27 protein-coding genes are annotated in these 25,163 nt (G+C 68.2%); 18 read left to right on the top strand and 9 right to left on the bottom strand.

Features of this window, described 5'->3' with window-relative positions; all coding sequences use genetic code 11:
• Window positions 1-163: 163 nt before the first annotated feature.
• On the bottom strand, window positions 164-781 hold the full coding sequence (locus ABIC25_RS16285) for a hypothetical protein (protein WP_354562260.1): 618 nt from the start codon (window positions 779-781) through the stop codon (window positions 164-166).
• 280 nt (window positions 782-1,061) lie between these two features.
• Here ABIC25_RS16285 and trhO point away from each other — a divergent pair, with 280 nt between their 5' ends.
• The 6 genes from trhO to ABIC25_RS16255 all read left to right on the top strand — a co-directional run bounded on the left by trhO (window position 1,062) and on the right by ABIC25_RS16255 (window position 6,623).
• Window positions 1,062-1,922, top strand: a complete 861-nt coding sequence (trhO, locus tag ABIC25_RS16280; protein WP_239402625.1) for an oxygen-dependent tRNA uridine(34) hydroxylase TrhO — start codon at window positions 1,062-1,064, stop codon at window positions 1,920-1,922.
• Window positions 1,919-2,977: a CobW family GTP-binding protein gene (locus ABIC25_RS16275; RefSeq protein ID WP_354562259.1), complete on the top strand. Its 1,059-nt coding sequence runs from the start codon at window positions 1,919-1,921 to the stop codon at window positions 2,975-2,977. Before trhO ends, ABIC25_RS16275 begins: the two co-directional genes overlap by 4 nt.
• 212 nt (window positions 2,978-3,189) lie before the next feature.
• Window positions 3,190-4,212, top strand: coding sequence for an N-acetylmuramoyl-L-alanine amidase (locus tag ABIC25_RS16270; protein ID WP_354562258.1), 1,023 nt, complete (start codon window positions 3,190-3,192; stop codon window positions 4,210-4,212).
• Window positions 4,213-4,300: 88 nt separating this feature from the next.
• On the top strand, window positions 4,301-5,224 hold the full coding sequence (locus tag ABIC25_RS16265) for an SDR family oxidoreductase (protein WP_004022565.1): 924 nt from the start codon (window positions 4,301-4,303) through the stop codon (window positions 5,222-5,224).
• A complete protein-coding gene (locus ABIC25_RS16260; RefSeq protein WP_354562257.1) occupies window positions 5,221-6,018 on the top strand; it encodes a fructosamine kinase family protein in 798 nt (265 codons plus the stop codon). The genes ABIC25_RS16265 and ABIC25_RS16260 overlap by 4 nt, the downstream gene beginning before the upstream one ends.
• Before the next feature lie 35 nt (window positions 6,019-6,053).
• Window positions 6,054-6,623: a nucleosidase gene (locus tag ABIC25_RS16255; RefSeq protein WP_033205737.1), complete on the top strand. Its 570-nt coding sequence runs from the start codon at window positions 6,054-6,056 to the stop codon at window positions 6,621-6,623.
• 4 nt (window positions 6,624-6,627) lie between these two features.
• Here the strand turns inward: ABIC25_RS16255 and ABIC25_RS16250 are convergent, their stop codons facing one another.
• The 4 genes from ABIC25_RS16250 to ABIC25_RS16235 all read right to left on the bottom strand — a co-directional run bounded on the left by ABIC25_RS16250 (window position 6,628) and on the right by ABIC25_RS16235 (window position 11,130).
• Window positions 6,628-7,542, bottom strand: coding sequence for a DUF6542 domain-containing protein (locus tag ABIC25_RS16250; RefSeq protein ID WP_354562256.1), 915 nt, complete (start codon window positions 7,540-7,542; stop codon window positions 6,628-6,630).
• Between the two features lie 4 nt (window positions 7,543-7,546).
• Complete coding sequence (locus tag ABIC25_RS16245; protein ID WP_354562255.1) at window positions 7,547-8,797, bottom strand: DNA recombination protein RmuC; 1,251 nt, start codon at window positions 8,795-8,797, stop codon at window positions 7,547-7,549.
• Window positions 8,798-8,854: 57 nt separating this feature from the next.
• Complete coding sequence (locus ABIC25_RS16240; RefSeq protein WP_435529087.1) at window positions 8,855-9,496, bottom strand: methylated-DNA--[protein]-cysteine S-methyltransferase; 642 nt, start codon at window positions 9,494-9,496, stop codon at window positions 8,855-8,857.
• Between the two features lie 77 nt (window positions 9,497-9,573).
• Window positions 9,574-11,130: an AlkA N-terminal domain-containing protein gene (locus ABIC25_RS16235; RefSeq protein ID WP_354562253.1), complete on the bottom strand. Its 1,557-nt coding sequence runs from the start codon at window positions 11,128-11,130 to the stop codon at window positions 9,574-9,576.
• 119 nt (window positions 11,131-11,249) lie between these two features.
• Between ABIC25_RS16235 and ABIC25_RS16230 the strand changes: the two genes are divergently transcribed.
• From ABIC25_RS16230 to ABIC25_RS16210, 5 genes are all read left to right on the top strand, one after another.
• Window positions 11,250-11,594 (top strand): hypothetical protein, encoded by a 345-nt coding sequence (locus ABIC25_RS16230; protein WP_354562252.1) that lies wholly within the window; start codon window positions 11,250-11,252, stop codon window positions 11,592-11,594.
• Window positions 11,595-11,720: 126 nt separating this feature from the next.
• Window positions 11,721-13,019 carry an AI-2E family transporter gene (locus ABIC25_RS16225; RefSeq protein ID WP_239402617.1) on the top strand — a complete coding sequence of 433 codons (1,299 nt, stop codon included), beginning with the start codon at window positions 11,721-11,723 and terminating at the stop codon, window positions 13,017-13,019.
• A 57-nt stretch (window positions 13,020-13,076) separates the two neighbouring features.
• Window positions 13,077-14,156 carry a redox-regulated ATPase YchF gene (gene ychF, locus ABIC25_RS16220; protein ID WP_101821086.1) on the top strand — a complete coding sequence of 360 codons (1,080 nt, stop codon included), beginning with the start codon at window positions 13,077-13,079 and terminating at the stop codon, window positions 14,154-14,156.
• A gap of 7 nt (window positions 14,157-14,163) precedes the next feature.
• On the top strand, window positions 14,164-14,655 hold the full coding sequence (locus ABIC25_RS16215) for a peptide-methionine (S)-S-oxide reductase (protein WP_354562250.1): 492 nt from the start codon (window positions 14,164-14,166) through the stop codon (window positions 14,653-14,655).
• Window positions 14,656-14,773: 118 nt separating this feature from the next.
• Complete coding sequence (locus ABIC25_RS16210; protein ID WP_033205734.1) at window positions 14,774-15,211, top strand: VOC family protein; 438 nt, start codon at window positions 14,774-14,776, stop codon at window positions 15,209-15,211.
• Window position 15,212: 1 nt separating this feature from the next.
• Here ABIC25_RS16210 and ABIC25_RS16205 read toward each other — a convergent pair whose 3' ends face one another.
• Window positions 15,213-16,571, bottom strand: coding sequence for a S1C family serine protease (locus tag ABIC25_RS16205; RefSeq protein WP_354562249.1), 1,359 nt, complete (start codon window positions 16,569-16,571; stop codon window positions 15,213-15,215).
• A 328-nt stretch (window positions 16,572-16,899) separates the two neighbouring features.
• On the opposite strand from ABIC25_RS16205, the gene ABIC25_RS16200 reads away from it, so the two are divergent.
• From ABIC25_RS16200 to ABIC25_RS16180, 5 genes are all read left to right on the top strand, one after another.
• On the top strand, window positions 16,900-17,352 hold the full coding sequence (locus tag ABIC25_RS16200; protein WP_101821083.1) for a GNAT family N-acetyltransferase: 453 nt from the start codon (window positions 16,900-16,902) through the stop codon (window positions 17,350-17,352).
• A gap of 22 nt (window positions 17,353-17,374) precedes the next feature.
• A complete protein-coding gene (locus ABIC25_RS16195; RefSeq protein WP_354562248.1) occupies window positions 17,375-17,923 on the top strand; it encodes a putative immunity protein in 549 nt (182 codons plus the stop codon).
• Between the two features lie 109 nt (window positions 17,924-18,032).
• Window positions 18,033-18,167, top strand: a complete 135-nt coding sequence (locus ABIC25_RS16190) for a hypothetical protein (RefSeq protein WP_257881275.1) — start codon at window positions 18,033-18,035, stop codon at window positions 18,165-18,167.
• A gap of 94 nt (window positions 18,168-18,261) precedes the next feature.
• Window positions 18,262-19,302, top strand: a complete 1,041-nt coding sequence (locus ABIC25_RS16185) for a glycoside hydrolase family protein (RefSeq protein ID WP_354562246.1) — start codon at window positions 18,262-18,264, stop codon at window positions 19,300-19,302.
• 154 nt (window positions 19,303-19,456) lie between these two features.
• Window positions 19,457-20,338 carry a sulfurtransferase gene (locus ABIC25_RS16180; RefSeq protein ID WP_354562244.1) on the top strand — a complete coding sequence of 294 codons (882 nt, stop codon included), beginning with the start codon at window positions 19,457-19,459 and terminating at the stop codon, window positions 20,336-20,338.
• A gap of 73 nt (window positions 20,339-20,411) precedes the next feature.
• Here the strand turns inward: ABIC25_RS16180 and ABIC25_RS16175 are convergent, their stop codons facing one another.
• Together ABIC25_RS16175 and ABIC25_RS16170 are read right to left on the bottom strand one after the other, a co-directional pair.
• Entirely contained in the window at window positions 20,412-21,383 is a 972-nt protein-coding gene (locus tag ABIC25_RS16175; protein ID WP_354562242.1) for an isopenicillin N synthase family dioxygenase, read from the bottom strand.
• Window positions 21,380-21,880, bottom strand: a complete 501-nt coding sequence (locus ABIC25_RS16170) for a nucleoside deaminase (RefSeq protein ID WP_354562241.1) — start codon at window positions 21,878-21,880, stop codon at window positions 21,380-21,382. Before ABIC25_RS16170 ends, ABIC25_RS16175 begins: the two co-directional genes overlap by 4 nt.
• A gap of 90 nt (window positions 21,881-21,970) precedes the next feature.
• Between ABIC25_RS16170 and ABIC25_RS16165 the strand changes: the two genes are divergently transcribed.
• Window positions 21,971-23,551, top strand: coding sequence for a PucR family transcriptional regulator (locus ABIC25_RS16165; RefSeq protein ID WP_354562240.1), 1,581 nt, complete (start codon window positions 21,971-21,973; stop codon window positions 23,549-23,551).
• On the opposite strand, the gene cynS is transcribed toward ABIC25_RS16165, so the two are convergent.
• Window positions 23,539-23,991, bottom strand: coding sequence for a cyanase (gene cynS / locus ABIC25_RS16160; RefSeq protein WP_354562239.1), 453 nt, complete (start codon window positions 23,989-23,991; stop codon window positions 23,539-23,541). The genes ABIC25_RS16165 and cynS overlap by 13 nt on opposite strands.
• Before the next feature lie 253 nt (window positions 23,992-24,244).
• On the opposite strand from cynS, the gene ABIC25_RS16155 reads away from it, so the two are divergent.
• A complete protein-coding gene (locus ABIC25_RS16155) occupies window positions 24,245-25,114 on the top strand; it encodes a formate/nitrite transporter family protein (protein ID WP_004022543.1) in 870 nt (289 codons plus the stop codon).
• The last annotated feature ends 49 nt before the right edge of the window (window positions 25,115-25,163 follow it).

Raw genomic sequence — 25,163 nt, 5'->3', positions numbered from 1 at the left:
ATCCGACCAAGACGGACGCGCGAGGCCTGAAACCTGCGTCCCCCCGTTTTGATCTATTCCAACTGTGCACAGCTTAGACTCAAACCATGAGCACTTGCTGAGAACCCCCGCCTAGACCATAAATCATTGAATAGCATTAGGGAAGTCGAGACACGGCCGATTGTTAACGGGTCGGCTCGGTGCTGGTGGTCGGACCCGGGTTACGCGGAGTGGCGGTCCGGTTCGATGTCGGTGTGGTCACGGTCGTGGAGTCCGCCGCAGCGGTCCGGCGGGACGATTCGTCCGATTCCTCGGGGGATACGCTCACCAGCGATTCAGGTGCCCGATCTGCTGCATAGATCGTTTGGTAACCGTTCGGTGTGATTGCGAATCCCGATTTAGATCTGGATTCGAGACAAAACATCCCCGCGGTCTCAACGAGGCAAGAAAAGCGGGATATAGAAATGGTCCGGCCGAAGTCGACAATCGAACTCCGATAGAGAACGGGATATCGATTGGCACATGCTCCGCGCCGCGGGCCGTCCGGTCCGAGGATGGCGAGATCCCGCTCCCAGTCGCAGGCCGCGGGGACGGACGAGGGAGGTCGTGCGGGGGAGTCGTCGCCCTGCTCGTCGTCGATCCGGCAGGCGAGCGTCGACGTGCCGTTGGTGCCGGTGGAGCAATTCACCGCGCGGTCCGGTGTGGAGAAATGGAAGCCGGACGAATCCTGTAGTGGTGAATCCTCGGTCACCGAGCCCTGATGGAAACGCGAATTGTCGACGCGTGGGGCCATGGCGATCACTCGCCCGATTGTCCACTCGGGCAGATTCGGCGCCGAGTCCTCTCCGGTTGTCGACGTCGTCGACGAGGACTCTGTCTCGGTCACCGTCGACAACTCGTCGGTGGGCGGAATGACGATTCGAGAGGGGCCCGACTCGGACGGCAATGAGCACCCGGCGAGGGCGGCCGAAACGGACAGCGTCCCGATTGCCGCGGTTGCGCAGATCACGCGCAGGAATCGGTGATCGCGAGACCCCGATGTGGATTCGGGGCGGGGTCGCCGATTTCCGTACCCTTGCACTGTGCCGACCCCCAAGATCGTTCTGTTCTACGTCTTCGTCCCGCTGCCCGATCCCGAGGCCATCCGGTTGTGGCAGCTGGCGGTGTGCGAGTCGCTCGGGGTCCGGGGCAGGATCATCGTGTCACGCCACGGGATCAACAGCACCGTCGGTGGCGACATCGCCGCGGTCAAACGCTACGTCAGGACGACCCGCGCGTACCCCGGGTTCGCCGGAGCGGACATCAAGTGGTCCGACGGCACCGGTCGGGACTTCCCGAAGCTGAGCGTGCGCGTCCGCCCGGAGATCGTGACCTTCGGGGTCCCCGACGAGATCGAGGTCGATGAGAACGGCGTGGTCGACACCGGGACCCGATTGACTCCGGAGCAGGTGCACGAGCTCGTGGACGCCCGCGGTGACGACGTGGTCTTCTTCGACGGTCGCAACGAGATCGAGGCGCAGGTCGGTCGGTTTGCCGGCGCGGTCACCACCAAGGCGCGCACCACCCGGGACTTCGTGCCGCTGATCGAGAGCGGTGCCTTCGATCACCTCAAGGACCGCCCGATCGTCACCTACTGCACGGGCGGGGTCCGCTGCGAGGTCCTCTCCACGGTCATGCGGCACCGTGGCTTCTCCGAGGTCTATCAACTCGACGGCGGAATCGTGCGATATGGCGAGCGCTACGGTGACGACGGGCTGTGGCAGGGGTCGCTGTACGTCTTCGACGACCGGATGGGCGTGCAGTTCTCCGACCGTGCTCAGGTGCTCGGCCGGTGCGTCGACTGTGGCCGTCCGACGAGCAACGTCGCGAACCATCCGGATCGGGACGGACGCGACCTCGCCGTCATCTGCCCGGACTGCCTGGGACCCGAAGCCCACGGATGAGCACCGTGAGGACTTCCGATCGTCGCGGTCCGGTCCCGGTCGTGGTGGTGGCCGGATATCTAGGCTCGGGCAAGACGACGCTGCTCAACCATCTGCTGCGGTCCGCCGGGGCCACCGGCACGCGCCTCGGCGTACTGGTCAACGACTTCGGCAAGGTCAACATCGACGCCTTGCTGGTCTCGGCGCAGGCCGACGGCACGGTGAGTCTCGGCAACGGGTGCATGTGCTGCACCGTCGACGCCGATGGCCTCGCCGACGCATTGACCTCGCTGGTCCGGCCGAGCGTGGGGATCGATGCCATCGTCATCGAGGCGAGCGGGATCGCCGAGCCCAAAGCGCTCATCCGGATGGTGACGTCGGTCGCCGACGCGCGACTCCGCTACGGCGGACTGGTGTACGTCGTCGACGCGGCACACATCGAAGCGGTGCGCCGCACGCACCCGGAGCTGGACGCGCACGTCTCGATCGCCGATCTCGTCCTCGTCAACAAGGTCGACCTGATCTCGGATGACACCCGACGCGCCGTCGAAGAGCTTGTCGCACAGCTCAATGCGACCGCCCCGCGGGTGGCGACCCGCAATGCGGCGATCGATCCGGAGCTGCTGTTCGACCTCGCCCGACGGGAGGTCGAACAGGCCGGCCCCGGCCAGTTGACCCTCGACGAGCTGTTGCTGGAGGAGGGTGGTCACGACCATCACGAGCACCTGCACGCGGCGTACGAGTCGGTGTCGTTCTCCAGCGACCGGCCGATGGACCCACGTCGCCTCGCCCGATTCCTCGAACGACCGCCGGATGGTTGTTTCCGGATCAAGGGAATCGTCTATTTCGATGTGCCGCGGCACCGACAGCGGTTCGTCGTACACGGTGTGGGCGGATTCGTCCGGGTGCTGCGCGAGCCGTGGGGAGACCATCGCCCGGTCACCGAGCTGGTCACGATCGGGCGTGGGCTCGACGTGGCGGCCGTGCGTGCCGAACTCGACGCCGCCCTCGCCCGCCCGACGGATGCTGCAGATGAGAACGGCATCCTCGGGGTCTTACGGCATCTGGCGGACTGAACGTCGCCGACCGACCGCGCCACGCCGGACACGCCGATCGCGGAAGTCACATCTCCCTAACGAAATCCCGTTGTGCCAGGACGACCATTTCGGATTCCCGGGTTCATTTGTTTCACTGTTGAGTCTGTGACCAGTGTGACCAGTGGTACTCAACGGGAGGGAGTGAGGCAAGTGACCAGCGCACCCAGCGTGCGTCGCGGCCTCGACAGAACATGTTCCGAAAGACGACAACACGACGCCTGACCTCGATCGCGTTCGCGGTGGTCGCGGCCACCTCGACGGTGGTGGCGTCGAACCTGTTCGCGCCCACGGCCGACGCGGCCCCCGCCCGGGGCACGGCCCTCGCGGGCAAGACGGTCTTCCTCGACCCGGGTCATCAGGCCTCGGCGGCCGGCCACGACCTGAAGGCGCAGGTTCCCGATGGGCGTGGCGGCAAGAAGGACTGTCAGACCAGCGGCGCCACCGGGGTGAACGGCGCCAGGGAGCACACCGTCAACTGGCAGATCAGCCAGCTCGTCAAAGCCGGTCTCGAGAGCCAGGGGGCACGCGTGGTCCTCAGCCGCCCGGATGACACCGGGTGGGGCGGTTGCGTGGACGAACGCGCGGCCGCAGCCAGTCGGTCCGGTGCCGCGGTCGCGGTCAGCCTGCACGCCGATTCGACGGCGCGTGGAGCCGACGAGTCCAAGAAGGGCTTTCACATGATCGTGCCCTCGCTGCCGGTCCCGGACGCCACCGTCGATCGTGTGCAGTCCGGCGAAGGACGCAAGGCCTCCACGACGATGCGGGACGCCTTCGTCAAGGCCGGGTTCCCGTCGGCCAACTACGCCGGCGTGCGCGACGGCATCCAGACCCGTTCCGACATCGCGGCGGTGAACCTGACCAAGGTGCCTGCGGTGTTCATCGAGATGGGCAATCTCGCCAATCCGGGGGAGGCGAAGGCCCTCGCCGGGCGTGACGGTCAGGTCAAGTACGCCATGGCCATCACCGACGGCATCCTGAACTACGTCAACGGGAACGCCGCGACCGGAGCCGGGCCGGCGCCGTCGACACCCACCGACGACGCGAGTGGCCTGTCCTCGATCATCCCGTTCGTCGAGCAACTCCTCGCTACCGAAGATCCCGAAGCCGTGGCGCGCCTCCTGATGACGCAGGGCCAAGACGTGTCCGCTCAGGTGCTCAAGGCGATGCTGACGATCGTCTACGGACTGTTCGACGGGAAGCTGCCGATCGGCTGAGTGCGTGTGGTCGGCTGACAGATGGGGCCTGACCTGCTGATCCGCCGATCGGCGCAGCTGGGCCGCGGCGGACGGCTAACCTCGCGTCATGGGTATCAAAGAGCTGCTGTTCATGGACACCCCGGTGCCGTCGCTGCGCGGCCGCAAGGTACTCATCACCGGTGCCGCGAGCGGAATCGGCAGGGCCACCGCCCAGGCCGCCGCGGCCCGGGGTGCCGAACTGGTGCTGACCGACCTCCACGCCGACCAGCTCGACGAGGTCGTCGCGGGCATCACCGCGGCCGATGGAACTGTCCTCTATCACGTCGCGGGCGATGTCTCGGACTTCGACTGGGTGGCCGGATTCGCTCGGCAGGTCGACGCCGAGGTCGGGGTGATGGACGTGGTGATGAACATCGCCGGCATCTCGGCCTGGGGGACGGTGGAGAACCTGGAACACCGCCACTGGCGCACATTGGTCGACGTCAACCTGATGGGGCCGATTCACATCATCGAAAGCTTTGTGCCGCAGATGATCCGACGCGGCCGCGGCGGCCACATCGTCAACGTGTCGTCGGCAGCCGGTCTGTTGGCGCTGCCGTGGCACGCCGCCTACAGCGCCAGCAAATTCGGTCTGCGCGGGGTGTCGGAGGTGCTGCGATTCGATCTGCGGCGCCACGGTATCGGGGTGTCGCTGGTGTGCCCGGGTGGCGTCGACACGCCCCTCGTGGACTCCGTCGAGATCGTCGGTGTCGACCGCGAGAATCCGCGGATCAAGGCCGCCATCAACGGCTTTCACAAGGTCGCGGTGTCGCCGGATGTCGCGGCAGCCGCGATCCTGAAGGGCGTCCGCAAGAACCGCTTCCTGGTCTACACCTCGTTCGACATCCGCTTCGGTTATTGGTGGGCGCGAAAGTTCGCACTGCCCTACGAGATCGCGATGCGGGTGGCCAACGACCGCTTCGACCGGCTCGCCCGGGTGAGCGCGCGGAGCCTCGAGGCGAGGGCAGCCGACGAGCACTCGCCCCGGTGAGTCCCACCTTCGTCAAGACGCTGCGCGACAGCGGCCCGCCGGGCGGCCATCCCGACTTCTTCGCGGCCGAGGCCGCAGGCCTGCGCTGGCTTCGTGACGCGGGTGCTCCTGTCGTACAGGTGATCTCGCTCGAGGAACACGCCATCGAGCTGGAGCGTCTCGAGTTCGGCCGGCCGACCCCCGCGGCTGCACGCGACTTCGGGGCCGCGCTCGCTCGGATGCACGACGCCGGGGCCGCGCATTTCGGTTCTCCGCCTGCTGGTCCGGACGGTACGCCGTTCTCCGGTCAGTTGTTCATCGGGAGGCGGCCGCTGAGTTCGGTCGAGTACCGGTCCTGGGGCGAGTTCTACGCGCATGAACGGGTGGAACCGTATCTCGTGCCCGCCCGCGAGGCCGGCAACCTCACCGCCGCCGACGAGGACGCGGTCCGTGACGCATGCGCACTGATCGCCGACGGCGTGTTCGACGACGACGAGGGGCCGGCGCGGATCCACGGCGACCTCTGGAACGGCAACGTGATGTGGACTCCCGCGGGTGTCGTGATGATCGATCCGGCCGCGCACGGCGGTCATCGGGAGACCGACCTCGCGATGCTCGCGCTCTTCGGCTGTCCGCACCTCGATGCGATCGTCGACGGGTACCAGGACGTTCACCCGCTCGTCGCCGGTAGGACGGACCGCGTCGCCGTCCATCAACTGCATCCGCTCGCCGTGCACGCTGCCGGGCACGGCCCTGGATACGGGTCGTCGCTGGGGCGGGCGGCGCGGGCGGCCTCGGCGCTCGCGCGTGGTTGACGCGCGCGATAATCGTCCGCGTGACTCCCAACGGAATGCCCCGACAAGGTGTCCTCGTCGTCTCCGCGACGCGGGCCGAGGCCAGACATGTGCCGCCCGGTACGCGGGTGCTCGTGACCGGTATCGGCAAGGTGCGGGCGACGCTGTCGCTGAGCCGGGAACTCGCCGGCGGGGCCCCGGTCACGGAGGTCGTCAACATCGGCACGGCCGGTGCGCTGCGGGACGGTGTCACCGGCGACGCCGAACTGGGCCTCTTCCTGCCGTCGACGGTGCTCGAGCACGACATCAGCAGCACCGAGCTGCGGGCGATGGGCTACGAGATGACCGACCGCTGGGACCTCCCCGACGGCGACGGCACCGTGCTCGCCTCCGGCGACACCTTCGTGGCCGATCCGGTTCGTCGCCGGGAACTCGCGGAGCACGCGCATCTCGTCGACATGGAGGGCTGCGCGGTCGCGCATGTGAGCGCCGAATTCGGGGTGCCCTGCCGACTGGTCAAGGCGGTCACCGACAATGCCGACGAGGGTGCGATGGAGTGGCCCGCACTCGTCGACGCCGCGGCACGGCGTCTGGGTCGGTGGCTGGAACTGAACTTGGTGAGCTGAGGGTTCAGGACCGGGTGTCGGCGACTCCGGCCGGTGGGATGTCGGTCGCCGATTCGTAGGTCGGGATGTCGGAGCGGCGCGGGGTGGCCGGCGCGGCGTCCGACGGGGTGAGGTCGGGGGCCCCGAGATCGGCCACCGTCGGCCGTTGGCCGCCCGGCGTGGAACGGGACCCACCCGCCGAGCGCGAGGTCGGCGACGGCCGGTCCGAAGCGACGTTGGTCCGTGGCCTCGGTCGGCTTCCAGGTGACTGCGTCTTCGCTGCCTGCGTCTTCGGTGCAGGCCTCGAAGTGGGGGATTTCGCCGAGGGGGTCGACGCCGACGGGGCATCCGAGGCCGATTCGGAGGTTCCACCGCCCTTGGCCCGGCGATGCGACGTCGCGCGGCCTCGCTGACGGTCGGTGCTGCTGTCGGCTGTGGCCCTGCTCGCCGGGTTGCGGCCCGACTTGTCGCGGTTCGGGGTCCCGCCCTTCCCGGACTTGCCCGGGTCGCGGGTGAGGAACCACCGGGCGAGCACAAGGGCCAGCGTCGTGAGGAAGGTCGTCAACATCCACGGGAAGTCTGCGGCGATGGGGAGCAGGACGTTGAAGATCAGGCTCTTCAAACCTGACGACGCCTGCTCGGAATTGATGCCGTAGAGGGTGAGGATACTGACGAAGAACGCGATGAGCGGCGGCTGCGCGGCGGCGGTGAACAGTGCTCGGCGGCGGACGGCCAGAGCGGCGATCACGCAGCCGACGAGGTAACAGAACTTGTAGATCGACCCGAGCGAATCGTTGCTGCCGGCGTCGATCGCCGCACCGAGGGCCGTGATCCCGGTACCCAGGAGAACGGCGCCCCACCACGGCACACCGCGGACCGCGGGCAGTACCGACTGCTGGTCCAGAGGTACCGCGGTTTGGAGACGTTGCGGGGAAGACACATGGTCACGGTACCGGTTCGTCGATGGATTTCGTTCCACCCCCGGGCCGTGGCGTCGGTGCCGGCTCCGGCGTCGTCCCAGGTGTGACCCTCGATCCTGCTGCCCGGCAGGTGTCGTGGATCACGGGCGGCCGCGGCGCCTCGGGGACGTCACCGAGAGCATCGAGTTCGGCCAGCCGCCTCGCGGTCACGCCCAGTCGGCTGTCCACCGAACCGATCGTCGCGTTGTAGGCGTCGACCGTGCGCTGGAGTGACGTCCCGAGCGAGCCGAGATGACCGAGGACACCGGCGAGCCGCTGGTGCAGTTGCAGGCCGAGGTCATGGATGACCGCGGCGTCGCGCGCCATCGCATCGTGTCGCCAGCCGAGCGCGACCGTCCGCAGCAGGGCGATGAGTGTGGTCGGGGTGGCGATGACCACGTTCCGGGCGAACCCGAATTCGAGCAGATCCGGATCGGTGCGCGCCGCGGCTTCGAGAACGACGTCACCGGGTAGGAACAGCACCACCATCTCGGGCGTGTTGTCGAAAGCGGACCAATAGGACTTCGCCGACAGGCGTGCGATGTGCGCGCGCAGTGCGCGGGCGTGCTCGCCGATGAGCTTGTCGCGTGCGGACGAGTCGCCGGCCTCGGCCGCTCGCAGGTATGCGTCGAGGGGCACCTTGGCGTCGACGATGATGTCGCGGCCGCCGGCGAGGTGGACGACGAGGTCCGGCCGCAGTGTGTTGCCGGTGCGGCCTCCCGAGCCGTTGGAGGCGGAGGTGTCCGGAACCGACACCTGTGTGCTGAAGTCGCAGTGCTTGGTCATCCCGGCGAGCTCGACCACGCGCTCGAGCTGGACCTCGCCCCACCGGCCGCGGGCGTGCGGACTGTGCAACGCGTTGGCGAGCTGCCGGGTCTGGTCGTTCAGCGCGATCGATGCCGAGTGGATTCCGCGGACCTGCTCGGTCAGGCCCGCGTAGGCGCCGATCCGGTTGTTCTCGACCCGGCGCAGTTCGTCGGCGAGCTGCGCCAGGTTGGCGCGCAGCGGCTCGACGATGTGGGCGACCGAACTGCTGATCGCCGACGACTGCCGCCGGGCCGCGTCCTCGGTGGCCCACGACAGCGAGGACGCGACATCCTCGCGGCCGGCGCGCAGCATCTCGACCTCGGCGCGGGCGGCCGCCACGGTGGCGGCGCTGCGGGCGGCGTGCGCCCACCAGCCCAGCGCGATCCCCAGGGCGAGTCCGACGACGAGGGCGAGCGCAGCAGCAGTCATGACGCCGATGGTGTCGGACACCCCCGACAAGTTCGGCTGCCCTGACGGCCGCGGGCGTCACCGCCCGGGAGCGGCGTCCTGGGTGCCGGCCTCGAAATCGAGCAGCCATTGCTTGATCGGCAGGCCATATCGGAAACCGCCGAGGGAGCCGTCGCTGCGCTTCACCCGGTGGCACGGCACGAAGAGCGCGGCCGCATTGCGCGCGCAGGCCGCCGCCGCGGCCCGCACCGCCGCCGGTTGGCCGGCCAGTTCGGCGAAGCGGGTGTAGGTGACGGGATGCCCGGCCTCGACCGTGCGCAAGGCGTCCCAGGCCGGGCCCAGGAAGACGCCGCCGGAGCGTTGCACGACGGGAATGCCGGCCGGCGCGGTGAGATCTCCGGCGTAGTAGGCCGACACCGCGTCGGTGATCGCGCCCAGCGCGGCCGACGGCTGGATCGATTCCGGTCGTAGAGCCCGGTGGACGAGTGCCGTCAGGTAGGCGGGGTCGTCGGTCCAGCCCGAGGCCAGCACGTTGTGGTCGCGGTCGGCGACGACGGTGAACGGACCGTTCGGCGTGGCGACGGTGGCATGGCCGGCGATTGTGGTGGTGGGAAACGGTGTTTCGGCAACAGTGGACTCGGTGTCGACGGATTCGGTGTCGATGATTTCGGGGCCGGCGGTGCCGCGGGGGGTGTCGGAGGTGGTGGTCGGTGTGGACATGTCGCTCCTGAGGGTTCGGTGGGGCGGAGATCGGTACAGAGACGGCGAGGGGGAGTCGGTCGTCTGATGTCTGCTCGTCACACGATCTGCCCGGCGGCGTCGAGTCGGTGCCGCCACAGATGCATGGTCGCGTACGAGCGCCAGGGTGCCCAGTGATCGGTCTTGCGCAGATCGATCCCGAGGTCGGCGGCTGCTCGGACGACGACGAGATCGTTCGTGAGCAAGACGTCGGGATCGCCGGTGACTCGCATCGTGACGATGTCGGCGGTCCAGGGGCCGATGCCGGGCAGTTCGAGAAGCTGGGCACGAAGATCAGACGCATCGACCCCCACATGCGGTTCCACTCGCTTGTCGGCGAGTGCCCCGGCGACACCGATCACGGCGTCGACCCGCCGCCTCGGTCCGCGCAGGACCTCGTGTCCGCGGGCAGCGATCACGCTCGGCGTCGGGAAGGATTTGGACGGCGGCTCGCCAGCTGCCGTCGAAGCGTCGCCGGGCGCAGGGCCGAACCAGTCGCCGACGGGTTCACCGAGGACATCGACGAGCCGGTCGATCTGGTTGCGGGCGGCCGCGAGGCTGACCTGCTGACCGAGCATGGTGCGGATGACCGTCTCGGCCGGGTCGAGACTGCCGGGCGCCCGGAGCCCGGGAGCGCGTTGGAGCAGTGGTCGCATCGTGTCGTCTGCGGCCAGCGCGTCCTGCGCGGCGGTGATGTCGGCGTCGAGGTCGAGCAGGCGACGAATCCGGTTGACCGCGACACCCAGATCGCGCATGTCGAGTCCGCGGAGCGCCACCACGGCGTGATCGTCCCGTGGCTCCACTTCTGCCGAGGCGGTGCCGTGCGGCAGCGTGAGGATCCGACGGTAGCGCCAGCCATGGTGGCTGTCCGGGTCGTCGACGACGGACTCGACGCCCGCGGCGGCGTGCGCGTCGAGAAACCACCGCATCCACGGCCAGCGGTACGGCGCGCGGAACGGCAGTCGCAGGGTGACGCTCCCCGGAGCCGAGTCGGTGCCGTTCGGCGCGTTCTTCCGGCGAGGGAGCCGGCGGAGTTCGGTGGGGGTGAGCCCGAAGACCGCGCGGACGGTGTCGTTGAACTGGCGAACGCTGGCGAACCCGGCGGCGAAGGCGATGTCGGTCATCGGCATCGTCGTGCACTGGATGAGCACCCGTGCGTTGGTGGCGCGATGCGCCCTGGCGAGCGCGAGCGGCCCGGCACCCAGGTGCTGGGTCAGCACTCTGGTGAGGTGTCGGGGCGAATACCGCAGACGCGTGGCGAGTCCGTCGACTCCTTCGCGTTCGATCACTCCGTCGGCGATGAGCCGCATCGCGCGAGCCGAGAGGTCGGCGTTGATGTTCCACAGCGGGGATCCGGGTACGGCATCGGGCGCGCACCGCCGGCAGGCGCGGAAGCCCTGCTGCTGGGCCGCTGCGGCGGTCAGTACGAATGCGACATTGGCGGGCCGGGGCGTCTGGGCCGGGCACGACGGCCGACAGTAGATGCCGGTGGTGCGGACCGTGACGAAGAACTGTCCGTCGAAGCGGGCGTCGCGGGCCTGCACCGCGCGGTAGCACCGGTCGAAGTCCGGCGCAGTACCCGAAGGGTCGGGTTCGGCTGTGGTGCTTGTGCTCACCGGTCCACTGTGTCATCCGACAGCGGCTCGGTCTGGCGGGAATCGGACATGACAGCAGTCGTCTCACCAAGCGGGCCAAAAGTGTGATCTGGGTTACACGGGTGTGGCACCATGGCGCCATGACCACCCGGTTCGATGGCCGCCGACGAAGCCGGCACGACGACCTCCCGCTCGCCGGACTCCCCGCGTGGGGCCTGGAGATGATGATGGGCCTGTACGGCCCCGAGACGATCAGGCGTGTCTGCGCCGAAGAGGCCGAACTCGGGGTCGTGGCCCCGCCGGACGGGCCGTCTTCCCGGGTCACCGCGCCCACACTTTCCCCGGCCGACACCGACCGGGCGCGATCGGGAGCCGGTTCCGACGGACGCGGGGACGAGCCGGTCGTCTTCAATCAGGTCGACGCGGAACTCGAGGCGATCAACTCGCTGATCCGCTATCTCGGGCGAAAGCTCCGTCGCCGCTGATCGGTGGTGGCTGATCTGTCGTCACCGATCCGTCGTCGCTGATCCTGCCGTCGGTCCGATCACATGTTCGGCCGATCGTCGCCGCGTCGATGTCGCTTTGTCACCGCGATGTGTGAGGATCCTCAGGTGACCGACAGCTCGGACGATCAGCGCGCGGACGGCACGTCCGCCGACGCGACACAGGAGACCAGCAAGCTCGGTGCCGATGCCGTCCTCGGCGGCGATGCGGTGCTCGGCGGCGGCAAGAAGTCGTATCCGACGCGACTGCAGGTGATGATGACCGGCCTGCGCTCGTGCGCGACCGTGGGGCTCCAGATCGTGCTCGTCGCCGCGGCGTTGTGGGTGCTGTTCTGGTTGCTGGCGAAGTTCTGGGTGATCCTGCTGCCCATTCTGTTGGCGATCATCGCGTGCACCATCCTGTGGCCGCCGGTGCGGTGGATGCGCAACCACGGGATACCGGCCGCCGCCGCGTCGCTCCTGATGATGCTGATCGGGCTCGGTGTGCTCGGCGGCGTGATCGGGCTGATCGTCCCGTCGGTCGTCGATCAGGCCCCCGAACTCGCGAGTCGTGCGACCGACGGCGTCCGGCACCTGCAGGACTGGGTGCAGGGTCCGCCGCTCAACGTCGACGACAAGCAACTCGACAACATGGTCAACACGATCACCGGGCGGCTCCAGTCCAGCGCATCGGTCATCGCGGCAGGCGTGTTCAGCGGCGTCGGGACGGCCACCTCGGTTCTCATCACGATGTTCACCTCGCTCGTGCTGGTGTTCTTCTTCCTCAAGGACGGCCCGAAGTTCGTGCCGTGGCTCGACCGCACCGTCGGCCGCCCGTCGGGCAACCACCTCGGCGAGGTCCTGACCCGCATGTGGAACAGCCTGGGCGGCTTCATCCGGACGCAGGCGATCGTCAGCTTCGTCGATGCCGCACTCATCGGCCTGGGCCTGTTCATCCTGGGCGTGCCGCTCGCCGGCGTGCTGGTGGTCATCACCTTCCTCGGTGGTTTCATCCCCATCGTCGGCGCGTTCGTCGCCGGTGCCCTGGCCGTGCTGATCGCCTTGGTGTCCAACGGTCTGACCACCGCGCTCATCGTGCTCGGCATCATCCTCGCGGTGCAGCAACTCGAGGGGAACGTGCTGCAGCCGTGGCTGCAGGCCAAGTCCATGGACCTGCACGCGGTGATCGTGCTCTTGTCGGTCACCCTCGGCGGCACGCTCTTCGGCATCACCGGGGCCTTCCTCGCGGTGCCCGCGGTGGCCTCTCTGGCCGTCGTGCTGCGTTATCTGAACGAGCAGATCGCCGAGCGCGCCGGTGAGTCGCTGCCCCCGCCGAACACCCCGGTGACGACCCAGGTCGGGGTTCCCGACAAGGACCCGCCGGAGGACAAACCGAACCCGGTGAAGGGGTTGCTCGACCGCGACTGACCTGCTTGACCGACGCCCCGCCGGACTCTGCGCCGGCTGCCGATAGACTGGGCGCCCGTGAGTCTCACCCTGGGAATCGTCGGTCTGCCCAACGTCGGTAAGTCGACCCTGTTCAATGCCCTGACCCGTAACGACGTCCTCGCCGCGAACTATCCGTTCGCGACCATCGAGCCCAACGTCGGCGTGGTCGAACTGCCCGATCGCCGGCTCGATCGGCTCTCGGAGATCTTCGGCAGCGAGCGGATCCTGCCTGCCACGGTGTCCTTCGTCGACATCGCCGGCATCGTGAAGGGCGCATCGGAGGGCGAGGGCATGGGCAACCAGTTCCTGGCCAACATCCGTGAGGCCGACGCCATCTGCCAGGTGGTCCGGGTGTTCGACGACGGCGACGTCGTCCACGTCGACGGTCGTGTCGACCCCTTCGCCGACATCGAGGTCATCGAGACCGAGCTGATCCTGGCCGACATGCAGACCCTGGAGAAGGCCATCCCGCGCCTGGAGAAGGACGCACGCAAGAACAAGGAGCTCGCCGCGACCCTGGAGGCCGCCAAGAAGGCGCAGGAATTGCTCGACAGCGGCAAAACGCTGTTCTCACAAAGCGATTCGTTTGATCTGTCATCGGTGCGCGAGCTGCATCTGATGACCGCGAAGCCGTTCCTCTACGTCTTCAACTCCGACGAGGGAGTGCTGACCGACGACGCGAAGAAGGCCGAGCTGCGTGCCGCCGTCGCGCCCGCCGATGCGGTGTTCCTCGACGCGAAGGTGGAGAGTGAGCTCCTGGAGCTCGACGAGGAGGACGCCCAGGAACTGCTCGACTCCATCGGGCAGGACGAGCCGGGCCTGACGTCGTTGGCGCGCGCCGGTTTCCACACCCTGGGCCTGCAGACCTACCTCACGGCCGGACCCAAGGAGTCCCGCGCCTGGACCATCCACCAGGGCGACACCGCGCCCAAGGCGGCGGGCGTCATCCACACCGACTTCGAAAAGGGCTTCATCAAGGCCGAGATCGTGTCGTTCGACGACCTCGACGCCGCCGGCTCGATGGCCGCGGCCAAGTCCGCGGGCAAGGTGCGCATGGAGGGCAAGGACTACGTCATGAAGGATGGCGACGTCGTCGAGTTCCGGTTCAACGTCTGATCGGGCGATGACGTCTGTCGCGCCGAACGAGGAGATCTACCTCGCCGGCGGCTGTTTGTGGGGCGTGCAGGCGTTTCTCGCGACGCTGCCGGGGGTGACGTTCACCGAGGCCGGTCGGGCCAACGGCAGCAGCGCGTCCCTCGACGGCGAGTACGACGGGTACGCCGAGTGTGTGCGGACCCGATTCGATCCGGCCGTCGTGAGTACCGAGCAACTCCTCGCGTACCTCTTCGAGATCATCGACCCCTACAGCGTGAACAGGCAGGGGCCGGATGTCGGCGAGAAATACCGCACCGGCGTGTACTCCTACGACCCGGTTCATCTCGAGCGGGCGCGACAGTTCATCGGGGCGCGGGACGACGCTGATCGCATCGCCGTCGAGGTGCTCCCGCTGACGAACTATGTGCGCAGTGCCGACGAGCACCAGGATCGGCTCGCGCGGTTTCCGGACAGCGCGTGCCACCTTCCGCCGGAGCTGTTGACCAAGTACCGGGCCTGACGAAACGACCGCCAGACCTCAACCCGACTGCCAGACCTCGATCGAAGTCTGGCAGTCGAGTTGACGTCTGGCGGTCGCGGCCACGCTCAGCGTCGAGGTCCGGCGTAGCGTGACGGTCATGCCCATCTCACTCGAGAACGTTGCCATCGCGGTGCGCGACCTCGACGCCGCGATCGCCTTCTTCACCGACCTCGGTCTCGAGGTCATCGGCCGGGACACCGTCAGCGGGGAGTGGACCGACACCGCTGTCGGGCTCGACGGCAATCACGCGAAGATCGCCATGCTGCAGACCCCGGACGGGCACGGGCGCCTCGAGCTCTTCGAGTACATACATCCGGAGGCCGTCGAGACCCGGCCCACCCAGCCCAACGACATCGGGATGCATCGCGTCGCGTTCTCGGTCGACGACATCGACGCGGCTCTCGAAGTGGCGGCGCGGCACGGGTGTCATCCGTTACGCGGCGTCGCAACCTACGAGGACCTGTACAAACTCACCTATGTGCGCGGCCCGAGCGACATCATCGTCATGCTCGCCCAGCAACTCTCGCCGAGCTGACTCACGGGTTCTGGCCGAAGGGGTTGCCGCCGAACGGCAGTGGGGAGCCGCCCGATCCGCTTCCGGACTCCGGGACTGTCGTCTCCTGCTCGTCGACGGCGCTGCCCAGCTTCACCTCGACCGTGCGGGCATCGGAGCCCGAACCGATGGTCACCGGCACCGTCTCACCGGGCTTGTGGGTGAGGATCTGCGCCATCAGGTCGGCGTAGTCGGCGACGGCGGTGTCCCCGATCTTCGTGATGACGTCGCCCTGCCGGATGCCTGCCGCCGCGGCCGGGCCGCCACGCTGCACCGACGAGACCGACGCGCCCTCGGTCCGATCGCCGGCCGACAGCGAACCCGACACGCCCAGTACCGGTTTGGTCGCCTTGCCGTCCTGCAACAGCTGATTGGCGATGCGCTTGGCGGTGTTGATCGGGATGGCGAAGCCCAGCCCGAAGGACTGCGGTCCGCCGCTCGCGGCCTGACCGGTGTCCACGGCCGAGTTCACCGCGATCACCTGCCCCTGCAGATTCACCAGTGGCCCACCGGAATTGCCCGGGTTGATCGGGGTGTCGGTCTGCAGACCGTTGTACACGGTGAGCGACGAACCGCTCTGGTCTCCGGCGGTCACCGTGCGCGACAGTGCACTGACGATGCCGGACGTCACCGTGTTGGACAGGCTGTCGGGGCTGCCGACGGCCACCACCTGCTGGCCCACCTTCAGCGCGTCGGAGTCGCCGAGTGCCGCCGGGGTCAGTCGCGACGCGCCCTGCAGCTTGATCACGGCCAGGTCGTACGACGGGGACGTTCCGGTCACCGTGGCGTTGTGCTGATGTCCGTCTCCGGTGGTGACGACGATGGTGCTCCCGGAGCCGGCGCCGGCGACGACGTGATGGTTGGTCAGGACGTAGCCGTCGGGGGAGAGGACGATCCCGCTGCCCACGGCCGTGCCGTTCGCGGTCTGCACCTTGATGTCCGCGGTCGACTTCGATGCCACGCTCGCGGCGTAGGTCACCGAACCGGGTTGTGCGTCAGCAGCATTGGCCGCCGCGGCCGGTTGCGAGCTGAGGACCGGAACGGACGCGGCGTCGTGCCCGAGCAGCGCACTGCCGCCCATGCCGACGGCGCCACCGAGCAGCCCGGCCAGCAGCGCGGTGACGATGATCGGTTTGGTCACCCCGGCACGGGGTCGCGACACCGGCGGCATCGGCGGAGGCGGCAGCGGCGAGGTTGCCTGCTGGTTCATCATCCACGGCCCGGGCGGATGCGCCGATCCGTGCGGTGGCACAAATGGTTCGGTGATCGGATCATGGCCGTCGGGGGTCTGGGGCGTGGGGGTCTGGGGCGTGTTCACGGCACCACGATGCCCGGACCTCATGTGAACAGAGCTACAGATATCCTGCGGATTTCCTGACAAGGTGGACGCGGACTCTCAGCAGTTTCTGACCTGCGCACAGCGTGTCTCCGGCGGGGCCGCGCGGGAAAGTCGTTGTCGTCCGAATGCGGGTGCGCGGTAATGTGACCCGTCGACCCGCCGACACCCGACGCAGACCATCGAGGGCAGTGACATTTCCATCGACCACGCGATCATCGCTGATCTCGACGATGCCGCCGGCACTCTCGCCGCCGCTTTCGACGCCTATCCCTGGACCCGATGGTCCATTCCCGAGGACGGTTATCCGGAACGGTTGCACCGACTTCAACGGATGTATCTGGGGTATGCCTTCGACCACGGCGTCGTGCTGGTCACCACGGATCGGCGGGGTGTGATCGCCTTGCTGCCCCCGGACGTGCCGGAGCCGGACGGCCGGTTCCAGACAGAAGTGGCCGGCCTGCACGGCGACCGGTTGGCCGCGGTCGCGCGGGCGCAGACCCCCGCGTTCCCGGCTGGTGCATGGAACCTGGCGACCCTCGGTGTCCACCCGGACAGCCAGGGCAAGGGTCTGGGGAGCTCTCTGGTCCGCGCCGGGCTTGCCGTGGTCGACGGCAAGACCCTTGCTGGTGCGCGAGTCGCACTCGAGACCTCCGACGACCGCAATGTGATGCTCTACGAGCGTGCCGGGTTCGTCGTCACCGCGACGACTCCGGTCGACACGGGTCTCGTAGTCCATTCGATGCTCCGCGATCCGGGTGCCGACGGGTCGTCCACGACCGGGTGAGAACGCTGCTAGCGTTCGGCCGATGGCAGACTTCGAGTTGACCGACGACGACCTGCGCGCCGTCGTACGCTATGCCGCACAGTGGGCCGCGGAAGTCCTGCCGGTCTTCGAGCGGGCGCAGCCCGATGACGAGCGACCGCGCGCAGCCATCGAGGCGGCGCAGGAATTTGCCTGCGGCGCACGGAGATCCGTGCGGCAGCGGAGTTCGGCGTTTGCGGCGCATCGGGCGGCGAAGGATGCGCCGTCGGAGGTCGCGCGACTGGCCGCACAGGCCGCCGGCGACGCCGCGGCGGCCGCCTATCTGCACCCGATCGCCAAAGCGCACCAGGTCGGGCACATCTTGCGGGCTGCGGCGAATCGGGCGCTTGTCGCCGAACTCGAGAGCGGGGCCGACCCCGTTGTCGGGAGCGAGATGATCGAGACCGTGTGCAGCCGCACGCCACCCGAACTCGTGGACGTCCTGCGCAGATATCCGAAACCCGGTCGTGGCGCGTCGCGCGTCGGCGTTCTGGTGGCCGATCTCGACAGGCGGTTGCGTGAGTCGCACCCACGCACCGACTGGGACGCCTGACTGAGACGACCGGCCGATCGGTGATGTTCAAATAGTCTGTGCCGGAACGGGTTCTGTCGCTCATTCGCCTGACAAACAAAACGTTGCATGAGATGGTGTTGCCTGGCCGATGAGCGCAGTCGTGTTCACCGGCCATCCAGTCGGCATCTCGAAAGGTAACTCAGTGTCCTCGTCTGAACTCGGTCTCACCGCTCTGCTCGCCTTCATCGGTCCGCTCCTGGCGCTGTACGCCAACGGCAGCTAGCGCGTGGGGGTCCGACGGACCCCGTGATCCTCGCCGTGCCGCACGGATTGCTCGTCGATCCGTGCGGCCCGGTGGTTTCGGCGGACACGCGCTGATGTTCCCGGTGAAAGTTGCACATCGCGTGCCGGTCGTCGTCGATACTGCATCGGTGACTCTTTCCAGAAGTACCGTCCTGTCGGCGGTGACCGTGGTGCTGCTCGCCGTGGCCGGACTCCTCGTCCCGACGCCGGCGATCGGCGACGCCGCCCCCTCGGGCTGGCGGTACACGATGGTGGCGTTCAGCAATTCGAGTGCACGCGACATGGACGTGTACGAGTCCACCGATGGTCTCGAGTACCGCATGGTTCGCAGATCCGCGTACCGGCCGCCGACGGGGTACGTGCGGGACGCGAGCATCTTCCGGCACACCGACGGCTGGTACTACGTGACGTACACGACCGCCGACGGGGCGAACATCGGCTTCGCGCGCAGCCGGGACCGCATGAACTGGGATTTCCTGTACAACTGGCCCGTCCCGCTGTGCTGCGCGTTCCTGCCGGGTACGGGCGACGGCCGGGGGCTCGGCTCGTCGAGCGGGTCCGGTTCGGCCGGCTCGTCCGGATCGGCGGGTTCGAGCGATGGCCCGTCGTTGTCGCCCTTCACCACCAAGGCCTGGGCCCCCGAATGGTTCGTCGAGGGCGGCCGGGTCAGCGTGATCTTGTCGATGTCGACCGGCGGTGGCTTCATCCCGTACGTGATGACGGCCCTCGACCCCGGGTTGCGGATCTGGAGCCCGCCCGTCCCGATGCTGAGCATCGGCGCGGACCACATCGACACGACGGTCGTCAAGGTCGGCTCGACCTACCATGCATTCACCAAGAACGAGACGAAGAAGTTCATCCAGCACGCGGTCGCGACGTCGTTGCTGGGGCCCTACCGATTCGTGCCGCCGGGCAACTGGGGCCTTCTCGTCGAGGGGCCGGCCGTCGTCCAACTGCCGAACGGTGCCTGGCGCATGTACCTCGACGCCTATCGAAACGGCCGATATCTGTACTCCGACAGCACCGATGGGATGCGCACCTGGACGCCGGTGAAGCAGATCCCGGGCATCTCCGGGACCGTCCGTCACGTCGGGGTCATGCGGGAGCGGGCCTGATCGCCGGCGGTCCCGCGGCCGGGCACACGCTGCCCTGTGCGGGGAGGTGCGTCAACCGTCGCGCTCGGTGAGATTCGGCACGGTGCCCTGAGGTCGGCGGCCACCTACGCTCGGAGGAGTCGGGGGTGTTTTGCCCGTTTCTCGAGAGGTTCTGATGAGTACACCTGTCCTGCCTGCTCTGGTCGATGTCGCCTGGTTGCGGGATCGTCTGGATGACCCGTCCGTGGTCATCGTCGACGCGACCACCCATCTCCCGATTCCGAAGGAGGGGCCCTATGTCCCGGAGTCGGGTGCGGAATCCTTTCGTGCAGAACATATCCCGGGTGCAGTCTTCGCCGACCTGCTGACCGACTTCGCCGACGCCGACAGCGCCGAGCCGTGGACGGTCCCGTCGTCCGAGCAATTCGCCTCGGCTGCTTCGGCATTGGGCATCGGCGACGGCGCCACCGTCGTGGTCTACGACCAACTCGAGGGATTCTGGGCCACGCGGTTCTGGTGGCACCTGCGCCTCGAAGGGTTCGACGCCGTGACCGTGCTCGACGGCGGACTGCCTGCCTGGAAGGCTGCCGGTGCCCCGGTCACCGATGCCGAGTCGACCATCACCCCGCGTGCCTTCAGTGGAACGCGTCGCCCCGAACTCCTGCGATCGACCGCCGATGTCGCTGCGGTGCTCGATGATCCGTCGACCCTCCTGGTCAATGTCCTCGACGAGCCGACCTATCGCGGCGAAACCACCACCTACGCTCGGCAGGGGCACATCCCCGGGTCGGTGAACCTGCCCGTGTTCTCGATCCGCGACGCCGAGACCGGCGCCCTCCGGCCCATCGACGAGTTGCGTCGTGAGTTCGAGGCGGCCGGATTGCTGGCCGACGACACCGCGGTGGTGACGTACTGCGGCGGCGGCATCGCAGCCACCGGAATCGCGCACGCGCTCGCGCTCGTCGGTCGCGACGACGTGGCGGTCTACGACGGCTCGATGACCGCGTGGGCGAACGACCCGTCACTCCCGCTGGTCACCGGCTCCGAACCCCGCTGACGACATCTGCTCCCCGAGGCGCGGACGCGGAGGGGCGCCGCACGCGCCTCGGGAGCAGGGGCAGGGGCAGGGTTCAGCCGACGGTGATCGCGTCCAGGCGCTGTCTGATGAAGTCCCCGGACACCACCGGTTCGAGTCCGGCGCGGCGCCCGATGGGCGGGGCAACAGGGGTGACGAGGGCGTCGTGGTCGAGTTCGTAGAAGAAGATCAGCGAGACGAGGTCTTCGGCTGGGGCGTCGGGTTGTGGTGGTAGGACGCGGTGCCGACCGGCGGGCCAGCGTCCCGCCGACCAGTATTCGAGAATGTCCCCGATGTTGACGGTCAGGGCATCGGGGTTCCACGGCGCGTCGGCCCAGCCGGAATGCTCACTGTAGACCTGCAATCCACCGGCGCCCGGTTCGCGGTCGAGGATGGTGACGGTGCCGAAATCGGTGTGCGGCCCGATGCGGAACTGGCCGGGCTCGGGATGCCCGACGTCGTGCAGTGGCGGGTAGTGGTTGATGTTGGCGGACCACGTCGGGTTCGACGCGAGATCCCGGAACGGGTTGTCCGGACCGACGAGGCCGAGTGCGGCGGCCATCAAGCCGAGCAGGTCGTCGGACAGCTTCCTCATCTGAGACGTCCACGCGGTGAACAACTCCCGGAGTTCGGGTGTCTCCGTCGGCCATACGTCCGGAGCGAACCAGTAGTCGTCGATCTCGGGTGTGCCCACCGGTGTCTGCGCACCGGCGGTGAACGATTCCTTGAGATCCGGCGGGGTTTCGGTGCCCTCGGAGAAGCCGTTCGCCTCCTTGCCCGGCCCGATCCAGCCGCGGCCGCCGACGCCCGCCGAGTACTCGCTCTTCACGTCGGCGGAGAGGGCGAAGAACTCGCGGGCCGCGGCGCGCAACGTCCGCGGCAGTTCGGGATCGACCTCGTGCCCGGTGACGAGCAGGAACCCGGCCTGCTGCAGTGACTCGTCGACGGCGGCGCAGACGCGTTGTGCGCCGGCCCCGCCGGATTGCCATTCGCGGAGATCGACGGTGAGGACCGGACTGTCGGTCATGCCCGCTGCTCCGACGCGTCCGCGGGTGCGATGCCGATGTCCTCGTTCCAGACCGCGGGATTCGCCGCGATGTACGACGACATCATCTCCGTACACCGCTCGTCGTCGAGCACGATGACCTCGACCCCGTGGTCGCGCAACCAGTCCTCGCCGCCGTAGAAGGAGGTGTGCTCGCCGATGACCACCGTGCCGATGCCGAACTGACGGATGAGACCCGAGCAGTACCAGCACGGTGACAGCGTCGTCACCATGATCGTCGAGGCGTAGTCCTGTTGCCGTCCGGCGGCGCGGAACGCGTCCGTCTCACCGTGCGCCGACGGGTCGTCGGCCTGTACGCGCCGATTGTGGCCCGCACCGAGCACCGTGCCGTTCGCGGCGAAGAGTGCCGCGCCGATCGGTATTCCGCCCTCCTCGAGGCCGATTCGAGCCTGCTGGTAGGCGACATCGAGCATCCCGGAGAGGTCGAGGTCGGCGCGATCGGGGAGGGAGAGCGTCATGCCATCGAGGGTGCCGCGCGGCGTCAGCTGCCGCAACTGACAGATCGTCGCCCTGCGGCCCGATGTGGACTGTGCATAGTGTCTCGGTCCATGACAAGTGGTCGACTCTCGACAAGCAGCACGACGCCGACGCTCCGCGAGGTCCTCGACAGCCACCTCGCGGCCGCCGAACCGCGGATTCTGAGTGGTCACGAGCACCTCGACGCGCCGGTGTGCTGGGTGCACTCGAGTGAGATCTACGAGATCGGCCCGCTGCTCACCGGTGGCGAGCTCTTGCTGACCACGGGACTCGGTCTGCGCGGACTCGACGCGGGCACCCGCAAGCACTACGTCCGAGACCTCGCACAGCGAGGTGTCGCCGCGGTGGCGATCGAGGTGGGCCGCACGTTCGAGGAGGTGCCCGAGGAGATGGTGCGGGCGGGCTCGGCGGCCCGGCTTCCGATCATCGAATTGCGGGCCGTGGTCCCTTTCATCGATGTGTGTCGCGCGGTCAACACCTCGATCGCCGCGCGGGAGGTCGACGAGCTGCGCGTCCGGTCCGCTCTCGTCGACGCCCTGCACGACGAGTTGGCGGCCGGAGCCGGTGTCGCCCCCATGCTCGGCCACATCGCCGAGCGCCTCGATGCCCCGGTCGTTCTCGTATCCACATCCGGTGCGCTGCTGTCCGCGCACGGGGTCGACGACGACTCGGCGGCGTGGCGGGTCGTCGACCGAGCGGTGGCCGAGGCCGCGGTTCACAGCAAGGGGCGCCCGATGGCCCGCCTGATCGTGGGGGAGTGCGCCGACGCCGGTGAGATCCCGTTCGCCGACAGCCTGCTGCGCGCGGCTGCCGGTCCGGTGGCAGTCGGCCTGACCCGGACCGGGGTGCGGGGCTCGGCACTGGCGGCGCGGCTCGTCGAAGATCTGGTCGACGGCAGACCGATGCGCCCCGCCGACCTCCGGATCCGCCTGGCCGGTGCGGGGTTGTCCGCGGCGGGGCCCACCCTGGTGGTGCCGCTGGCCGCCGAGGCCCCTGATCCGCGCATGGCCGACGACGCGGTCGCCGGTGCGCAGCTCGATGCGGTGGCGCGCAGCATCGTCGATGCGACGGTCTATGCGCTGGCCGCGGTGCCGGCCGGGCGAGGTGAGGGCACCATCGACCCGGTCGACCGGGTGGCGTCCACGCTGACCGCGCGGGGCGGCGGGCTCGGACGTACCACGATCGTTGTCGGAAATCCCTGCCGCGTGGACGATCTCGGGCCCGTTGCCGACACTGCGGCCGCCCTGTCCGAGTCGCTGCGGCGATGCGGGCGACAACTGGGACTCGCAGCGTCGACCGCAGCGCGTCTCGGGGTTTCCCGCCGGGTGTTCACCTCCCGCGAGTTGCTCGCCGACGAGGCCGTCCGGGCGCTCGACCCCGCCGTGCGCGCGGAACTCCGGTCGATGGTGGAGCCGCTGGTGACATACGACGGACGCTCGTCGTCGGACCTCGTGCGGACCCTCACGGTCCACTTGTCGAACGGTTGCAGTGCGACGCGGTCGGCCGCGGCGCTCCACATCGGCAGACAGAGCCTCTACCAGCGAATCGAGCGGATTCGGACCCTTCTCGGGTTCGATCCCACCGACCCGGCCGTCTATGCGTCGATGATGCTCGCCCTGCGTTCGCTGACGAGCGAGGGTCACCAGTTGTAGTCGAGGAACTTGCCGTCGAAGGTCACGACCACCCGGTCGCCGTTGGGGTCGGACCGTCGCTCGAAGCCGATCTTGAAGTTGATGGCGCTCATGATGCCGTCGCCGAACTCCTCGTGGATGAGCTCTTTGAGCGCGGGTCCGTAGACGTCGATCGCCTCGTGAAAGCGGTAGATGGTGGGATCGCTCGCCGCCGCCTCGTCGGGCGTCCGCGTGGGTTGCTGCCGCAGGCTCTCCGCCACACCTTCGCCGAGTCCGAGCAACTCGACCACGGCGGTCGCCTTCGCGGGCGGGACCGGATGCTTGCCCAGCAGTGCCGCAACGGTCCACACCAACGGGGCGTCGATCTTGTCGGCAATCGTCGCCCACGTGAGTCCCTGGCGTATTCGTGCGGCGTTGATGAGCTCTGCGGCATCGGTTTTCGGCATGATCGGGGTGGTCATCATCATCTCCGTCGATAGTGTTGGACCGCACCCACATTGCCCATCGGCACGCGCGATGCCAAGTCGAGGCAGCGACATCCGGCAGTGTTCACACGAACGACATCTGGCCCGGCGGCAAGGCGTCACCGGCACTTCACACGGCGAGGTGACGCGAGTGAGCGCGGTGTAACAGGACGAATCGCCGATGACACCGGACGGACATGTGACCTCGGTTCGATGGGGCCCGACAACTGGAGAGTTCGAGGAGAACCACATGTCCTATGTGAAACCGTCCGAATTCGCGGTGAAGATGGTCGACGCCGGCGAGTCGAAGGCGTTCATGTCCACCCGCGACACGCTGATCAGAGCGTTCATGGCCGGCGCGATCCTGGCTCTGGCCGCGGCCTTCGCGGTGACGGTGACCGTGCGCACCGGTGAGCCACTGCTCGGGGCGGTGTTGTTCCCGGTCGGCTTCATCCTGCTCTATCTGATGGGATTCGATCTGCTCACCGGCGTGTTCACGCTGGTGCCGCTGGCACTACTGGACAAGCGCCGAGGCGTGACCGTGCGGTCGATGTTGCGCAACTGGGGTCTGGTGTTCCTCGGGAACTTCCTCGGCGCCTTCCTGGTGGCGGTCATGATGGCGGTCATCTTGACCTACGGGTTCAGCGTCGCACCCGATGAAGTGGGCCGGCAGCTCGGCGAGATCGGTCACAGCCGGACCGTCGGATACGCCGAGCACGGGGCGGCCGGCATGCTGACCCTGTTCATCCGCGGTGTGCTGTGCAACTGGATGGTGTCCACCGGCGTGGTCGCCGCCCTGATGTCGACGTCGCTGCCCGGCAAGGTGATCGGTATGTGGATGCCCATCATGCTGTTCTTCTACATGGGCTTCGAGCACTCGATCGTCAACATGTTCCTCTTCCCGTCGGGCCTCATGCTCGGTGGCGACTTCTCGATCGCCGATTACCTCGTCTGGAACGAGATCCCCACGGTGATCGGCAATCTCGTCGGCGGGCTCACCTTCGTCGGGCTGACGCTCTACCTGACGCATGTCCGGACCGCGCCGGATCGTCGGCCGCCCGCCCACGACGCGACGACCGAGGTCGACGTGGCCGCGCCGGTCCGCACGACGACCGCGTAGTTCCGACGCCCGGCCGTGTGACGTCGTGCCCGCATTCCGGGCACGACGT

It is taken from the genome of Gordonia sp. PvP123 (genome assembly GCF_040547295.1).
GTDB lineage: Bacteria > Actinomycetota > Actinomycetes > Mycobacteriales > Mycobacteriaceae > Gordonia > Gordonia terrae.
The sequence above is the reverse complement of the archived record's forward strand: the minus strand, read 5'-3'. Positions and strand labels throughout refer to the sequence as shown.

Excerpts from the sequence above, each read along its gene's own strand:
- ABIC25_RS16275 (WP_354562259.1), top strand. The coding sequence starts at position 1,919 with ATGAGCACCGTGAGGACTTCCGATCGTCGCGGTCCGGTCCCGGTCGTG.
- ABIC25_RS16270 (WP_354562258.1), top strand. The coding sequence starts at position 3,190 with ATGTTCCGAAAGACGACAACACGACGCCTGACCTCGATCGCGTTCGCG.
- ABIC25_RS16265 (WP_004022565.1), top strand. The coding sequence starts at position 4,301 with ATGGGTATCAAAGAGCTGCTGTTCATGGACACCCCGGTGCCGTCGCTG.
- ABIC25_RS16255 (WP_033205737.1), top strand. The coding sequence starts at position 6,054 with ATGCCCCGACAAGGTGTCCTCGTCGTCTCCGCGACGCGGGCCGAGGCC.
- ABIC25_RS16245 (WP_354562255.1), bottom strand. The coding sequence starts at position 8,797 with ATGACTGCTGCTGCGCTCGCCCTCGTCGTCGGACTCGCCCTGGGGATC.
- ABIC25_RS16240 (WP_435529087.1), bottom strand. The coding sequence starts at position 9,496 with ATGTCCACACCGACCACCACCTCCGACACCCCCCGCGGCACCGCCGGC.
- ABIC25_RS16230 (WP_354562252.1), top strand. The coding sequence starts at position 11,250 with ATGACCACCCGGTTCGATGGCCGCCGACGAAGCCGGCACGACGACCTC.
- ABIC25_RS16215 (WP_354562250.1), top strand. The coding sequence starts at position 14,164 with ATGACGTCTGTCGCGCCGAACGAGGAGATCTACCTCGCCGGCGGCTGT.
- ABIC25_RS16210 (WP_033205734.1), top strand. The coding sequence starts at position 14,774 with ATGCCCATCTCACTCGAGAACGTTGCCATCGCGGTGCGCGACCTCGAC.
- ABIC25_RS16205 (WP_354562249.1), bottom strand. The coding sequence starts at position 16,571 with ATGAGGTCCGGGCATCGTGGTGCCGTGAACACGCCCCAGACCCCCACG.
- ABIC25_RS16200 (WP_101821083.1), top strand. The coding sequence starts at position 16,900 with ATGTATCTGGGGTATGCCTTCGACCACGGCGTCGTGCTGGTCACCACG.
- ABIC25_RS16195 (WP_354562248.1), top strand. The coding sequence starts at position 17,375 with ATGGCAGACTTCGAGTTGACCGACGACGACCTGCGCGCCGTCGTACGC.
- ABIC25_RS16190 (WP_257881275.1), top strand. The coding sequence starts at position 18,033 with ATGAGCGCAGTCGTGTTCACCGGCCATCCAGTCGGCATCTCGAAAGGT.
- ABIC25_RS16185 (WP_354562246.1), top strand. The coding sequence starts at position 18,262 with ATGTTCCCGGTGAAAGTTGCACATCGCGTGCCGGTCGTCGTCGATACT.
- ABIC25_RS16180 (WP_354562244.1), top strand. The coding sequence starts at position 19,457 with ATGAGTACACCTGTCCTGCCTGCTCTGGTCGATGTCGCCTGGTTGCGG.
- ABIC25_RS16175 (WP_354562242.1), bottom strand. The coding sequence starts at position 21,383 with ATGACCGACAGTCCGGTCCTCACCGTCGATCTCCGCGAATGGCAATCC.
- ABIC25_RS16170 (WP_354562241.1), bottom strand. The coding sequence starts at position 21,880 with ATGACGCTCTCCCTCCCCGATCGCGCCGACCTCGACCTCTCCGGGATG.
- ABIC25_RS16165 (WP_354562240.1), top strand. The coding sequence starts at position 21,971 with ATGACAAGTGGTCGACTCTCGACAAGCAGCACGACGCCGACGCTCCGC.
- cynS (WP_354562239.1), bottom strand. The coding sequence starts at position 23,991 with ATGACCACCCCGATCATGCCGAAAACCGATGCCGCAGAGCTCATCAAC.
- ABIC25_RS16155 (WP_004022543.1), top strand. The coding sequence starts at position 24,245 with ATGTCCTATGTGAAACCGTCCGAATTCGCGGTGAAGATGGTCGACGCC.